We start from the raw sequence: 13,375 nt of genomic DNA, 5'->3' as shown, positions 1-13,375 counted from the left end.
GGGAGTTCGACCATGCGATACGGCGGATCATGACCAGTGATCGAGACTGGACCGGACGCGTCGGCGACATCTGGGCCACGGAATGGCGCCGTACCGACCGCAGCTTCGAGGGGCTTGCGCCCGTACTGAACGCCGCGATCCTTGCGGCGGCAGGCCCGCAGACCCGCACTATCGTCGATATCGGTTGCGGCGCCGGCGCCACGTCGCTGGCCAGCGCGGAGGCTCTGCCGGACGGGCAGGTGATCGGCATCGACCTATCTCCGAAACTGATCGCGGTGGCGAACCACCGGGCCGGGCATCTGACTAATGTCGCGTTCCACTGCGCCGACGTCGCGGCGAGCGTCGAGACGCATGCGCCGATCGACCTCTATGTCTCGCGGCATGGGGTCATGTTTTTCGCCGATCCGGTGGCCGCCTTTGGGCGCCTTGCCAATGCAGCCGCACCTGGAGCCAGAATCGTCTTCTCATGCTTCGCCGAGCGTTCCGCCAATCGCTGGGCGGTGGAAACCGTCGCGAGCATTGATGTTGCGCCGGAAGCGACGGGCGGGACAATCGCGCCGGGGCCCTTTGCCTTCGCTGATCCGGCCTATGTCGCGGAGATGCTGAAGCAGGCCGGGTGGCGCGCGACGACACCACAGCGTGTCGAATTCGCTTATCGCGCGGGAGGCGGCGCGGATCCGGTGGCGGACGCGGTCGACTACCTCAGCCGGATCGGCCCCGCGGCGTCGCGGATCCGCGACACGCACGGCGCGGAACGCGAACAGGCGCTGGCGCGTCTGACCAGCGCCTGTGTCGATCGTCTGGCCGGGGATGCGGTCGAATTTCCGGCCGCTGCCTGGATATGGACGGCGCACGCAGCGCGCGACAGCCAAGGGAGCCTGCCATGATCACCGTCCACCATCTCGAAAACTCGCGGTCGCAGCGAATCCTGTGGATGCTCGAGGAACTCGGGCTGTCCTATGAGATCAAGCGCTATGCGCGCGATCCGAAGACGATGCTCGCACCCCCGGAACTGAAGGCGGTCCATCCGCTCGGCAAGTCGCCGGTGATCGAGGACCGCGACGTCGAAGGTGGGCGGGTCGTGGCGGAAACCGGCGCGATCGTCGAATATCTCGTCGACAAGGCGGACGGTCGGCTCGGGGCCCCCGCCAAGCGCGCGGACGCGCTGCGCTACCGTTTCTGGCTGCATTATGCCGAAGGGTCGATGATGCCGCCGCTGTTGCTGAAGCTGGTGCTCGCGAGGATCCCGGTGATGGGGAAGATCGCGCTGAAGCGCATTCAGCCGATGATCGATGTCCATCTCGATTATGTTGAGGCCGAACTGTCCAAGCGCCCCTGGTTTGCGGGCGACCAGATGACCGCGGCGGACATCATGATGAGCTTTCCGCTCGAGGCGGCGCGCAGCCGTGCGGGGCTCGACGAATCGCGCCCCGCGACGATCGCCTGGCTCGGCAAGGTCCACGCGCGCCCGGCCTATCAGGCGGGGCTACAGAAGGGCGGCCCCTATGCCTATGCCTGACCCGGGCGCACGCCACGAGGCGGGCGGGGCAACCGCCTCCTGACGTCCCCCGTGCCGCTCAGGCTTGGCCGGGTTTGATCTTCTCATAGCTGTCGACATTCACCTTCGGGCCATGCCCGGTCGGTGCGTGCGGCGGGTCGCGGTCGGCGGGTTCACGCTCGTCGAGCCCGCCCTCCCATTTCGCGACCACGGTCGCGGCGACCGCATTGCCGATGACGTTCGTCGCCGACCGGCCCATGTCGAGGAAGTGATCGACCGCGAGGATGAGCAGGATGCCGGCCTCCGGAATCTTGAACATCGACAGCGTGCCCGCGATCACCACGAGCGAGGCACGCGGCACGCCGGCGATGCCCTTCGACGTGACCATCAGCACCAGCAGCATGGCGATCTGCTGGCCGATCGGCATGTCGATTCCGTAGGCCTGCGCGATGAACAGCGACGCGAACGTCATGTACATCATCGACCCGTCGAGATTGAACGAATAGCCGAGCGGCAACACGAAGCTGGCGATCCGCGGCGGCACGCCGAACCGGTCGAGCGCCTCAAGCGTACGCGGATAGGCCGCCTCCGACGACGCCGCGGAGAAGGCGAGGATCAGCGGGTCGCGGATATAGCGCACCAGCAGCCGCGTCCGCGGGCCGATGAGCAGGAAGGCGATGCCGATCAGCATCAGCCAGAGCAGTGCCAGCCCGAGATAGAAGGTCAGCATGAAATAGCCGAGATCGCCGAGGATGCTCGGGCCCCGTTCGGCGAGCGTCGCGGTCACCGCGGCAAACACCGCGAACGGCGCGAACCGCATCACATAGTTGGTGATCTGCAGCATCACCGCGACGAGCGCCTCGATCGCCTTGACGAGGGGGGCGGCCTTTTCGCCGACCGCGGTGATCGCGACGCCGACGAACACCGAGAAGACGACGATCTGAAGGATCTCGTTGCTCGCCATCGCCGAAATCATCGAGTCGGGAACGATATGGGTGATGAACTTGGCGAGATCGAAGGCGGCTCGGTCGACGCCGCTCGACGCGGTCGCCGGCGGGATGGCGAGCGCGAGGCCGACCCCGGGCTGCAGCACGTTCACCAGGATCATGCCGAGCGTCAGCGACAACAGGCTCGCACAGATGAACCAGCCGAGGCTGCGCAGGCCGACGCGGCCGAGCGCGCCGGTGTCGCCCATATGCGCGATGCCGACGACCAGCGTCGAGAAGACCAAGGGTGCGATGATCATCTTGATCAGCCGCAGGAACAGCGACGTGACGATCGAGAAATAGCCGGCAATGTCCTTCAGCTGCGCGGCGGATTGCGCACTGCCGTCGTCGATCGACGCGTTAAGAATCCAGCCGACGGCCATGCCGGCGACCAGCCCGAACAGGATATAATAGGTTAGCCGCTTGGCCATTAAACGCTCCCGAAACTCGCGCAGGAGGGAAGGGGATTGCGGCGCCCGGGTCAAGGACCCTATCGTCCCGACATGGCAATCTCTCCCGAATTACCCACCAGGCGCATGCTCCTAAGTGCCGCCGCCGCGCTCCCGCTGCTGTCGATCGGCGCGGTCCTGCGCGCGGCAGAACCCGACCTGTCGGCACTGTCCGATCTCACCGGGGGTGCCAAGCCGATCGATGCGGACGAGCGCGCCGCTCGACTGGTGCGCGCCCAGGCGCTGATGAAGGCGGCAGGGATCGGCGCGGTACTGATCGAGCCGGGGTCGTCGATGCTCTACTTCACCGGTGTCCGCTGGAGCCGGAGCGAGCGGCTGACCGCCGCGATCCTGCCGGTCGAGGGGCAGCTCTGTATCGTCACGCCGTTCTTCGAGGAGCCGTCGGTGCGCGAGACACTCGCGGTGCCGGCGGAGGTTCGCGTCTGGCAGGAGGACCAAAACCCGCTCGCGGTGGTGGCGGGCTTCCTGCGCGATCGCCGGTTGATTGCGCGGCCGATCGCGATCGAGGAGACGATGCGATTCTTCGCCATCGACGCGCTCCGTCGGCTGGTACCGGAGGCACGGATCGTGTCGGCCAATCCGGTCGTGCGCGGCTGTCGGATGATCAAGACGCCTGCCGAGATCGCTTTGATGCAGACGGCCACGGACGTCACGCTCGCCGCCTATCGATGGACCCATGCGCGGGTCGAGACGGGCATGACCGGTCCCGAGATCGGCGCGCTGATGACGGCCGCGACGCGGAAGCTCGGCGGGGCGCCCGAATTCTCGATGGCGCTGGTCGGCGAAGCCTCGGCCTATCCGCATGGCAGCCGGGAGATCCACCGCGTCGCGGACGGGCAGGTCGTGCTGATGGATTGCGGGTGCACCGTGCAGGGCTATCAGTCGGACGTCTCGCGCACCTGGGTTCACGGATCCGCCACCGCCGACCAGCGCAAGACCTGGGACCAGGCGATACGCGGTCAAAAGATCGCGTTTGCCGCCGCGCGGATCGGCGCGACCGCGGGCAGCGTCGACGATGCGGTGCGCCAGCATTATCAGGCGCTGGGCTATGGTCCGGGCTATAAGCTGCCCGGGCTGTCGCACCGGACGGGGCACGGGATCGGCATGGACGGGCACGAGCCGGTCAATCTGGTGCGGGGCGAGGCGACGAAACTCGCGGCGGGCATGTGTTTCAGCGACGAGCCCGGCATCTACATCCCCGGGCGCTATGGCATCCGGATCGAGGATTGCTTCCACATGACCGAAGAGGGGCCGAGCTGGTTCAGCGTGCCGCCCACGTCGCTCGACCGCCCGCTGGGCTGACGAGCCCGGGGCCTGTTCAGGCGGCCTGGCTCATCCAGCGTTCGGCATGCGCGAGGGCGGCTGCATCGTCGACGTCGATCCAGTCGATATCGCTGCAGTCGACGGTCTCGGCACGGTTCTCCGCGGCGAGCATGCGGACGCCTTCGGTCAGCGAGGGACTGGCCAGCGTGGCGAGCGCGGCGCCGAGGCGCGGCGAGATCGCGAAAACCCCCGTGTCATAGGCGTCATGCGGTTCGAGGCCCTTGCCGATCGCCACAATCGCCGACCCGTTGGTCGCGACACACGTGACGTCTTCGGGGTCGACCCAGGGATGACCGAGCCGGCGGTCGATGCCGAGCCGAAGCCCGTTGCCCGATCCGGCGGTGGCCATGCGGCGATACAGCGCGGGGAGGACGAGGTGGTCGCACATCGCCAGAACCGCGTCCTGCCCGGCCAGCGCGTCGGTCGCGGCAAGCACCGATACGCCATTGGGCTCGCGGTGATCCGCAAGGACGGTTTCGACATGGAGCGGCCAGCTGCGGCTGGCGAGATAGGCCTCAATCGCGTCACGGCCGTAGCTCAGCGTGACGATCGCACGCCTGATCCCTGCTTCCGCAAGACCCTCGAGCGCATGCGCGATGAGGGGGCGGCCGGCGACCGGGCAGAGGGGTTTATAAGGCGCCGAGGCGCGAAGACGGCTGCCTTCCCCGGCGGCGAGGATGACAGCCGTCTCGATCATGTCAGGCGGCCTTGATGAACCGCTCGACCTCGATCTGCGCGAGATCGTCGGTCATCTGCGTGCGCGGATGCTTGCAGAAATAGGCCGATGCAGGGTCGATCACGCCGGCGATGCCGCGATCTTTTGCGATCTTGGCGCAGCGGATCATGTCGATCGCGACACCCGCCGAGTTGGGCGAATCCTCGACCGACAGGCGCAGCTCGAGGTTCATCGGCACGCCGCCGAACAGCTGGCCTTCCATGCGCAGGAAGCAGACCTTGTTGTCGTTCTGCCAGGGGACATAGTCCGACGGACCGATATGAACGTTGTCGTCGTCCATGCGCTCGGCCGCGACCGACTGGACGGCTTCGGTCTTCGAGATCTTCTTCGATTCGAGACGGCGATGGTTCGACATGTTGAGGAAGTCGGTGTTGCCGCCGGTGTTGAGCTGGTAGGTGCGATCCAGCTTCACGCCGCGCTTGGCGAACAGGTCGGTCAGCACGCGGTGGACGATCGTCGCGCCGAGCTGTGCCTTGATGTCGTCGCCGATGATCGCGACGCCGGCGTCTTCGAACTTCTTTGCCCAGACGGGGTTCGACGCGATGAAGACGGGAATGTTGTTGACGAACGCCACGCCGGCTTCGATCGCGCAGTCGGCATAGAATTCGGTCGCTTCCTGCGAACCGACTGGCAGGTAGTTCATCAGAACGTCGGCGCCCGACGCCTTCAGATCCGCGATGACCTGCTCACGCGTCGGCTCTGCGGCGTCGGCGAGAAGGAACGTGCGGTCGTCCTTGAAGTCCGACATGTGATCGGCGACGCCGTCGAGCGTCTTGCCCATCTTCACGATGGTGCCGGTGTTGCCGACATTGGGGGCGAACACCGCGGTGCAGTTGGGCTTGGCAAAGATCGCCTCGGCGACGTCCTTGCCGACCTTGCGACGATCGACGTCCCAGGCCGCAACGACCTTGATGTCGCTCGGCTTGTAGCCACCCATGTCGAAATGCATCAGGCCGACCTGGTCGTTTGCCCCCTCGCGATAATGCTCGAGACCCTGGACGAGCGAGCTCGCGCAGTTGCCGATGCCGACCACGGCGATCCGAATGCTATTCATTACTGACCCTGTTCCTTACGAAAGATGCATGCGCGACGCGGTCTTCGATCGCGGCGGTGCGGTATTACGGACGAAAGCCCGTTCGACACGACGGTGCCAGACGAGCCCGACGATGGCGACGAGCGTCAGAGGGACGATCTCGAACCACCAGAAGATGCGCGGGTTGCCCGCAAAGCAGGCGACGAAGATCGCCCATACTCTGACATTCGCGGTTAGCAAGGCCATGAAGCGCAATGGCGCCACTGCGCGCGCGGCATAGCTCTGGCCAAGCGCGACAGGATCGCTGGCCTGACCGAGCGTGCGTTCGAACGGCATCGCGATCCGGTCGATGCTACCGGCCACCCCGTCATAGAAGCGGACGAGCGCGTTGCCGGTCGGCACGGGCGGCGCGTCGAGTGCGACACCGCGGATCCGGCGATGGAAGCGCGAGCGCTCACCCTCGTACATGTTGGACTGCACCGCGTGCGCGGCGCCCGCCGCCACCGCGAGGATCCAGGCCTCGGGCGTGTCGATGGTGAGGGCCAGCGAGATATAGATGAGCGCGAACACGCCGTGATCGCATAGACCGTCGAGCATCCGCCCGAGCGGGCTCGCGGTCTTGGTCGCGCGGGCGACCATGCCGTCCAGACCGTCGGCGATCAGCCATCCGATCGACAGGGCCAGGCCGACCAGCGCCAAAGCGGGATTGCCCCAATGCGTATAGGCCAGCGCAGCAGCGCCCCCCAGGACCAGTCCCGCCACCGACACCGTGTTCGCCGAGATGCGACGCGCGAGTGCGAGGGGCAAAAGCGCGCGGCCTGCCGGGTGAATCAGCCAAAGGTTAGATGGGATCTCGATCCGGCGATCGCGCGATCCATCCGGTGGAGCCACTGTCATAGGATTTTCATAATGCGCGCGGCACGCGGTTTATGCAAGGTGGCCTGGCTCGGCCTGCGGAACGGCTGAGCGCAATTCGTCGATCCAGACCCGCGCGGTTCCATCCGACGGTGCGCGCCAGTCGCCGCGCGGCGACAATGCGCCGCCCCCCGAGACCTTTGGCCCGTTCGGCAATGCGGATCGCTTGAACTGGCTCGTCGCGAAAAAGCGCTGAAGAAACCTTTCGAGCCATGCGGTTATCGTCGAGAGGTCATAGGCGACGCGCGCAGTCGCCGGCAGGTCGGCGGGCCATGCCCCGCTCTCCGCATCGCGCCAGGCATGCCAGGCGAGAAACGCGATCTTCGACGGCGCGAGGCCATAGCGGATCACGTAATGCGCGAAGAAATCGTTCAGCGCATAAGGCCCGATCATCGATTCGGTGCTCTGCAGCGCGCCGTCCGCACCCGCGGGGACGAGTTCGGGAGAGATTTCCTGCGCGACGATCGTCGACAGGATTGCATCGGTCGCGGCGTCATACTGGCCGGTCCGGATGCACCAGCGGATCAGGAACTGAATCAGCGTCTTGGGCACGCCCGCGTTGACCGCATAATGGCTCATCTGGTCGCCGACGCCGTAGGTGCACCAGCCCAGCGCCATTTCGCTCAGGTCGCCCGTGCCGACCACGATCCCGCCGCGCTGGTTGGCGAGACGGAACAGATAATCGGTCCGCAACCCCGCCTGGACGTTCTCGAAGGTGATGTCATAGGTCGGCGCGCCATCGGCAAAGGGATGCCGCATATCCTCGAGCATCCGCCGCGCCGCGGGGCGGATGTCGATTTCCTCGGCGGTGATGCCCAGCGCGCGCATCAGCGCCCAGGCATTCGCCTTCGTGCCCTCGCCTGTCGCAAAACCGGGCATGGTGAAGCCGAGGATATCGGCACGCGGGCGGCCGAGCCGGTCCATCGCCTTGGCCGCAACGATCAGCGCATGCGTCGAGTCGAGCCCGCCCGACACGCCGATCACCAGCGTTCGCGCCCGCGCCGCCTCGAGCCGCTTCGCCAGCGCCTCCACCTGGATATTGAACGCCTCGTAACAATCCTCGTCGCGGCGGGCGGGATCATTGGGGACGAACGGGAAGCGGGGGACGACGCGTTCGAGCCCGACGTCCGCGACGGCGGGATTGGTCAGGTGATCGAACGCGATCCGCCGGACGCGCGTCTCGGGATGCCCCGCAAACGCCGCCGCGTCGTTGAACGTGCCGGTCCGCAGCCGTTCCTGCGCGATCCGCTCGCAATCGACGTCCGCGACGACCAGATCCGGCTCGGTCGCGAAGCGGCGCGATTGGGCGAGCTGTTCGCCGAGCTCGTGGATCAGCCCCTGGCCGTCCCATGCGACCTCGGTCGTGCTCTCGCCCGGGCCGGCTGCCGAATAGACATAGGCGCATACCGCGCGTGCCGACTGCGCCGCCGCCAGCATCTCGCGCTCGCGCGCCTTGCCGATGACGATGTTCGACGCGGACAGGTTGCAACAGATCAGCGCGCCGGCCAGCGCACCCGCGGTCGATGGCGGGGTGGGGGCCCAGTAATCCTCGCAGATTTCGGCATGGACCACTAAGCCCGGCAGGTCGCTCGCCGCAAAGATCAGGTCAGTGCCGAACGGCACGGACTCGCTGCCGAGATCGATCGACAGCCCCGTCAGTCCCGCGCCGCTCGCGAACCAGCGCTTTTCGTAGAATTCGCGGTAGTTGGGCAGGAAGGTCTTCGGCACGACCCCGAGCACGCGACCGCGCGCAATCACAACGGCGCAATTATACAGCCGCCCCGCGCGCACCAGCGCCGCGCCCACCAGCAGCACCGGCCGGAGCGTCACACTCGCCGCGACGACGCTATCGATCGCCGCCAGCGTCGCACGCTGCTGCGCGGTCTGCAGATGCAGATCGTCGAGCGCATAGGAGGTGAGGTTGAGTTCGGGAAAGACGACGAGGTCGATATGCTGCGCATCCGCCTGTGTCGCCAGCGCGATCGTCGCCGCGGCATTGGCGGCAGTATCCCCGACCGACGCTCGTGGGGTTGCTGCGGCAACCCGGATCAGGCCGTGCGTGTGGATCGTGTAGAATGGGTGCGTCATGCGCCGATCGTTAAACGCGCGGGGCAGTTCATGCTACCGGCTTCACCGGCCGGATATGCTGAGGCTGCTGTCAGGGGGCGCTCTGCGCAGACGTGGAGGCGATGACCCCCTGCACGGCACGGGCGCGCCGGCGTTCGAGCTTCTGCCGTTCGGAGATCTGGTAGGTCTTCGCAATCCGGTACCGCTGCTGCTTCGTCTTCGCGTCGACACTGCCCAGCGCGAGTATGCCGCCAAATGCGAGGATCGCGAATAAGAGGGTAATGAGGTTCAGTTGTCGCGCTTCTGCAGCCTTGTCCGTCATCATCCCGCTCCCATCGCCTGCCGTCATCGGACCCGACAGGTCTTTCACGGCATCCCGCCGAAAAACCTTCTATGTCCGCAACTTGTCTTGGTCATTCCGTAAATCGTACAGCCATTTCGCGGCGCCGAGGTTCCACCGTCCATGGCAAAAATCCGCACTGCGGCTGTTGCGCGATCGGCAGGCAGATCTGCTATCGGGACTGACAGGCGATGGCACGCGGGATGCGTGGCAGGGTGTCTTATGGGGAAGCGATTTTGACGATCACGCTGTTCGGGATCAGGAATTGCGACACGATGAAGAAGGCGCGCGCGTGGCTCGAAGCGCATGACGTCGCCTATGTGTTTCATGACTACAAGACCGCCGGAATCGAGGACGCACGACTGCGCGACTGGATCGGCCGGGTCGGGTGGGAGCCGTTGCTCAACCGCGCCGGCACCACGTTTCGGAAACTGCCCGAGTCTGACCGCGTCGACCTGGACGCGGACAAGGCGGTCGCGCTGATGCTGGCACAGCCGTCGATGATCAAGCGCCCGGTGCTCGATACCCGCGAGACGCTGCTGGTCGGGTTCAAGCCCGAGCGGTATGAGGCGGCGGAGCTGGGGAACGCCTGAAGGAGACGAGCATGCCTGTCGCTACATGGAACGGCCAAGAGATCGCCCGGTCCGACGATACCGTCGTCGTCGAGGGCAATCACTATTTTCTCGCGGACAGCGTCGATCCGGCGCTGCTCGAAGACAGCGCGACGCAGTCGAATTGTCCGTGGAAGGGTACGGCGCGCTACAAGACGCTGGTCGTCGACGGCAAGCGCAACGTCGATGCGGTCTGGTACTATCCCGATCCCAAATCCGCCGCGGCCGAGATCAAGGACCGCTATGCATTCTGGAAGGGCGTGACGGTCGGCTGAACCTCGCGGGGGGCCAGGGCGGGCTCGGGCGGGCGCGACGGGACGGGCTGGGCGAGCGGCATCGGCTTCGCTAGAACGCGCGCCCATGTCCACGACCTACACGCTCGACACCGCGACGAGTCGCGCCAACCCGACGCCCGCCCCGCTCAAGCGGCTGACGATCCCCGCGATCCGCCGGCAGAAGGGGCAGGTGCCGCTCGTCATGCTCACCGCCTATACGGTGCGCAACGCGCAGCTGCTCGATCCGCATTGCGACATGCTGCTGGTCGGCGACAGCCTGGGGCAGGTGATCTACGGCCTGCCCTCGACCGTGCCCGTCACGCTCGAGATGATGGCGGCGCACGGAGCGGCGGTGGTGCGCGGCAGCTATCATGCGGTGGTCGTGATCGACATGCCGTTCGGCAGTTATGAGGCATCACCCGAAAAGGCGTTCGAAAGCGCCGCGTGGCTGCTGAAGCAGACCAGTGCGGCGGCGGTGAAGCTCGAGGGCGGCACCGCGATGGCGCCGACCGTACGGTTCCTGGTCGAGCGCGGGATTCCGGTGATGGGGCATGTCGGCCTCACCCCGCAGGCGGTCAACGTCCTGGGCGGCTATGGCGCGCGCGGCCGTACGCCCGAGGAGGCGGCGAAGATCGTCGCGGATGCCAAGGCGGTCGCTGAGGCGGGCGCATTCGCGCTGGTGATCGAGGGCGTGGTCGAGCCGATCGCGATCGAGATCACGCGCGCGGTCGCCTGTCCGACGATCGGCATCGGCGCATCGGTCGAGTGCGACGGCCAAGTGCTTGTTGCCGAGGACATGCTCGGCCTGTTCGACCGTACCGCCAAGTTCGTGAAGCGGTTCGAGGATCTCGCCGCCAAGATCTCGGGCGCGGCGGAGACCTATGCTGACGAGGTTCGCAGTCGTGCCTTTCCGGGACCCGACCAGAGCTATGCGCCGCGCGCCGGCACGGTGGATTGATCCGGCTTTTGTTTCGGACGCGTGGCGGCTAAGGTCCGCGCCATTCCACCATCCCCCGATTTCCTTTCCTCCCTTTGTCTCCGGAGTCACCCTTGGCCCTGCCGCCGAAAACCGATGAAGCGTTCCTCCGCGAGGTCGACGAAGAACTGCGCCGCGATCAGCTCGCGGGTTTCTGGACGACCTGGGGCAAATGGGTCGCGCTCGGGGTGGTCGCAGCACTCGTCGCGCTGGCCGGATTCCTCTATTATCAGCATCGCACCGAAACCCAGGCGGGTGTCGAGGGCGAGCAGCTCCAGGCCGCCTATGACGCGCTCGCCGCGGACAAGGTCGCCGAGGCGAACACGACGCTGACCAAGCTCGCCGCGTCCGACCGCGCCGGGTACAGCGCGCTCGCGCGGTTCACGGAAGCGGATATCCTTCTCCAGAAAGAGGATATGAAGGGCGCTGCGGCCAAGCTGGCGGCGATCGCCGCTGACACGTCGGTCGCCAAGCCGTTCCGCGACCTGGCGCTGGTCCGGCAGACGTCGGCGGAATATGACACGCTCAAGCCGCAGGTCGTGGTCGAGCGGCTGCGTCCGCTCGCGGTCACGGGCAATCCATGGCTCGGCAGCGCGGGCGAGATGGTCGCGGTCGCCTATGTCCGGATGAACCAGACCAAGCAGGCGGGGACGCTTTTCGGCCAGATCGCGGCTGATCCCGGCGTGCCCGAGACGATTCGTCAACGCGCTGTTCAGATGGCCGGTGTACTGGGCGTCGACGCCGTTGCCAGCACCGGGACGGCCGGGACCGCCGCTGCTGCTGCATCAAACGAGGATACCAACGCGCAATGACGAAGTCTTATCGGGTGACGGTCGCGGTGGCTGCGCTCATGGCCTTGAGCGGCTGCGGCATCTTCAAGGGTGGCGTCAAGAAGACCCCTACGGTCGGAAACCGGGTATCGATCCTGACCTCCGAAAACGGGGTCGAGACCGACGCGACGATCGCCGATGTGCAGGTCCTCCTGCCGGCCCCCTCGGTCAACGACGCCTGGGCACAGCCGGGCGGCAATCCCGCCAAGTCGATGGGCCAGCTTGCGCTCGCCGCGCAGCCCACCAAGGCATGGCAGGCCTCGATCGACGGTGGCTCCAACCGCGAACGCATGGCCGCGCCGCCTGTCGTCGGTGAGAACAAGCTGTTCGTGATGGACGTCCACGGCGTCGCGCATGCGTTCAAGTCCGACACCGGCGGGGCGTTGTGGACCACGCCGATCACCGAGGGCAAGATCAACCAGTCTGCGCGGTTCGGCGGCGGCGTGAGCTATGACGACGGCAAGGTCTATGCGACCGACGGCGTCGGCGACGTGGTCGCGATGAACGCGTCGGATGGCGCGATCCTGTGGCGGGCCAAGCCCGGCGGCCCGCTGCGTGGCTCGCCGACCGTGTCGAACGGTGCGGTCTATGTCCTGACGCAGGACAACCAGATCTTCTCGCTCAACCAGGGCGACGGCAAGGTCCAGTGGGTCCAGTCGGGCACGCTCGAGACGCAGGGCGTGTTCGGCGTCGCGGCACCCGCGGTCAGCCAGGGCACGGTCGTCTCGGGGTTCTCGAGCGGCGAGCTCAGCGCCTATCGCTACGAGAATGGCCGTATCCTGTGGCAGGACGCGTTGTCGCGCACGTCGATCACCACATCGGTGTCGAGCCTGTCGGATATCGACGCGGCCCCGGTCATCGATGGCGGCCGTGTCTATGCGGTCGGGCAGGGCGGGCGCATGGTCGCGCTCGAACTCTCGACCGGCCAGCGTCTGTGGGAACAGAATTTCGCGGGCATCTCGACCCCCTGGATCGCGGGCGAATGGCTGTTCGTGGTCACCGACGATGCGCGGCTGGTCTGCCTGTCGCGATCGAACGGCAAGGCACGTTGGATCGCGCAGCTGCAGCGGTTCGATAACGAGAAGAAGAAGAAGGGGCCGGTGACCTGGTATGGCCCGATCCTGGCGGGCGGACGCCTGATCCTGACCAATTCGCGCGGTGAGATCGTTTCGGTCAATCCTGGCGATGGCGCGGTCGGCAGCACGATCGAGACCAAGACGCCGTTCACGCTGCCGCCGATCGTCGCAAACTCGACGCTCTACACGCTCGACCAGAAGGGCAAGATCACCGCCTATCGGTGAGCCATCACCCCTCT

14 protein-coding genes are annotated in these 13,375 nt (G+C 66.4%); 8 read left to right on the top strand and 6 right to left on the bottom strand.

Annotation, left to right across the window (positions count from 1 at the left end; all coding sequences use genetic code 11):
- Positions 1 to 29: 29 nt before the first annotated feature.
- Entirely contained in the window at positions 30 to 887 is an 858-nt protein-coding gene (locus C8J24_RS01830) for a class I SAM-dependent methyltransferase (protein WP_107929878.1), read from the top strand.
- The gene (locus C8J24_RS01825) at positions 884 to 1,519 is read left to right on the top strand and encodes a glutathione S-transferase family protein (RefSeq protein WP_107929875.1); all 636 of its coding nucleotides are present in this window, start codon (positions 884 to 886) and stop codon (positions 1,517 to 1,519) included. Before C8J24_RS01830 ends, C8J24_RS01825 begins: the two co-directional genes overlap by 4 nt.
- A gap of 58 nt (positions 1,520 to 1,577) precedes the next feature.
- Here the strand turns inward: C8J24_RS01825 and C8J24_RS01820 are convergent, their stop codons facing one another.
- Positions 1,578 to 2,915 (bottom strand): dicarboxylate/amino acid:cation symporter, encoded by a 1,338-nt coding sequence (locus C8J24_RS01820; protein WP_031441733.1) that lies wholly within the window; start codon positions 2,913 to 2,915, stop codon positions 1,578 to 1,580.
- Between the two features lie 105 nt (positions 2,916 to 3,020).
- On the opposite strand from C8J24_RS01820, the gene C8J24_RS01815 reads away from it, so the two are divergent.
- Positions 3,021 to 4,256, top strand: coding sequence for a M24 family metallopeptidase (locus C8J24_RS01815; RefSeq protein WP_244180338.1), 1,236 nt, complete (start codon positions 3,021 to 3,023; stop codon positions 4,254 to 4,256).
- Positions 4,257 to 4,272: 16 nt separating this feature from the next.
- Here C8J24_RS01815 and C8J24_RS01810 read toward each other — a convergent pair whose 3' ends face one another.
- The 5 genes from C8J24_RS01810 to C8J24_RS01790 form a co-directional block, all read right to left on the bottom strand.
- Complete coding sequence (locus tag C8J24_RS01810; RefSeq protein ID WP_107929870.1) at positions 4,273 to 4,974, bottom strand: phosphocholine cytidylyltransferase family protein; 702 nt, start codon at positions 4,972 to 4,974, stop codon at positions 4,273 to 4,275.
- Position 4,975: 1 nt separating this feature from the next.
- The gene (locus tag C8J24_RS01805; protein WP_031396675.1) at positions 4,976 to 6,067 is read right to left on the bottom strand and encodes an inositol-3-phosphate synthase; all 1,092 of its coding nucleotides are present in this window, start codon (positions 6,065 to 6,067) and stop codon (positions 4,976 to 4,978) included.
- A 15-nt stretch (positions 6,068 to 6,082) separates the two neighbouring features.
- Positions 6,083 to 6,853 (bottom strand): CDP-alcohol phosphatidyltransferase family protein, encoded by a 771-nt coding sequence (locus tag C8J24_RS01800; RefSeq protein ID WP_244180336.1) that lies wholly within the window; start codon positions 6,851 to 6,853, stop codon positions 6,083 to 6,085.
- Positions 6,854 to 6,973: 120 nt separating this feature from the next.
- The gene (locus C8J24_RS01795) at positions 6,974 to 9,049 is read right to left on the bottom strand and encodes an NAD(+) synthase (protein ID WP_107929866.1); all 2,076 of its coding nucleotides are present in this window, start codon (positions 9,047 to 9,049) and stop codon (positions 6,974 to 6,976) included.
- A gap of 70 nt (positions 9,050 to 9,119) precedes the next feature.
- Positions 9,120 to 9,350 carry a hypothetical protein gene (locus C8J24_RS01790; protein ID WP_156363278.1) on the bottom strand — a complete coding sequence of 77 codons (231 nt, stop codon included), beginning with the start codon at positions 9,348 to 9,350 and terminating at the stop codon, positions 9,120 to 9,122.
- A 254-nt stretch (positions 9,351 to 9,604) separates the two neighbouring features.
- Here C8J24_RS01790 and C8J24_RS01785 point away from each other — a divergent pair, with 254 nt between their 5' ends.
- The 5 genes from C8J24_RS01785 (at position 9,605) to C8J24_RS01765 (ending at position 13,361) form a co-directional block, all read left to right on the top strand.
- Positions 9,605 to 9,961, top strand: coding sequence for an ArsC family reductase (locus C8J24_RS01785; RefSeq protein WP_107929864.1), 357 nt, complete (start codon positions 9,605 to 9,607; stop codon positions 9,959 to 9,961).
- Positions 9,962 to 9,972: 11 nt separating this feature from the next.
- On the top strand, positions 9,973 to 10,254 hold the full coding sequence (locus C8J24_RS01780; protein ID WP_107929861.1) for a DUF427 domain-containing protein: 282 nt from the start codon (positions 9,973 to 9,975) through the stop codon (positions 10,252 to 10,254).
- Positions 10,255 to 10,339: 85 nt separating this feature from the next.
- Positions 10,340 to 11,212 (top strand): 3-methyl-2-oxobutanoate hydroxymethyltransferase, encoded by an 873-nt coding sequence (gene panB, locus C8J24_RS01775; RefSeq protein ID WP_107929859.1) that lies wholly within the window; start codon positions 10,340 to 10,342, stop codon positions 11,210 to 11,212.
- Between the two features lie 92 nt (positions 11,213 to 11,304).
- Positions 11,305 to 12,042 carry a tetratricopeptide repeat protein gene (locus C8J24_RS01770; RefSeq protein WP_031441741.1) on the top strand — a complete coding sequence of 246 codons (738 nt, stop codon included), beginning with the start codon at positions 11,305 to 11,307 and terminating at the stop codon, positions 12,040 to 12,042.
- Positions 12,039 to 13,361 (top strand): outer membrane protein assembly factor BamB family protein, encoded by a 1,323-nt coding sequence (locus tag C8J24_RS01765; RefSeq protein WP_056406153.1) that lies wholly within the window; start codon positions 12,039 to 12,041, stop codon positions 13,359 to 13,361. Before C8J24_RS01770 ends, C8J24_RS01765 begins: the two co-directional genes overlap by 4 nt.
- The last annotated feature ends 14 nt before the right edge of the window (positions 13,362 to 13,375 follow it).

Source organism: Sphingomonas aerolata (genome assembly GCF_003046295.1).
In the GTDB taxonomy this organism is placed as follows: Bacteria; Pseudomonadota; Alphaproteobacteria; order Sphingomonadales; family Sphingomonadaceae; genus Sphingomonas; species Sphingomonas aerolata.
The sequence above is the reverse complement of the archived record's forward strand: the minus strand, read 5'-3'. Positions and strand labels throughout refer to the sequence as shown.

Bases quoted from the DNA above. Each gene is read 5' to 3' on its own strand.
- C8J24_RS01795 (WP_107929866.1), bottom strand. From the start codon at position 9,049: ATGACGCACCCATTCTACACGATCCACACGCACGGCCTGATCCGGGTT.
- C8J24_RS01820 (WP_031441733.1), bottom strand. From the start codon at position 2,915: ATGGCCAAGCGGCTAACCTATTATATCCTGTTCGGGCTGGTCGCCGGC.
- C8J24_RS01830 (WP_107929878.1), top strand. From the start codon at position 30: ATGACCAGTGATCGAGACTGGACCGGACGCGTCGGCGACATCTGGGCC.
- C8J24_RS01825 (WP_107929875.1), top strand. From the start codon at position 884: ATGATCACCGTCCACCATCTCGAAAACTCGCGGTCGCAGCGAATCCTG.
- C8J24_RS01790 (WP_156363278.1), bottom strand. From the start codon at position 9,350: ATGACGGACAAGGCTGCAGAAGCGCGACAACTGAACCTCATTACCCTC.
- C8J24_RS01765 (WP_056406153.1), top strand. From the start codon at position 12,039: ATGACGAAGTCTTATCGGGTGACGGTCGCGGTGGCTGCGCTCATGGCC.
- C8J24_RS01780 (WP_107929861.1), top strand. From the start codon at position 9,973: ATGCCTGTCGCTACATGGAACGGCCAAGAGATCGCCCGGTCCGACGAT.
- C8J24_RS01815 (WP_244180338.1), top strand. From the start codon at position 3,021: ATGCTCCTAAGTGCCGCCGCCGCGCTCCCGCTGCTGTCGATCGGCGCG.
- C8J24_RS01805 (WP_031396675.1), bottom strand. From the start codon at position 6,067: ATGAATAGCATTCGGATCGCCGTGGTCGGCATCGGCAACTGCGCGAGC.
- C8J24_RS01810 (WP_107929870.1), bottom strand. From the start codon at position 4,974: ATGATCGAGACGGCTGTCATCCTCGCCGCCGGGGAAGGCAGCCGTCTT.
- panB (WP_107929859.1), top strand. From the start codon at position 10,340: ATGTCCACGACCTACACGCTCGACACCGCGACGAGTCGCGCCAACCCG.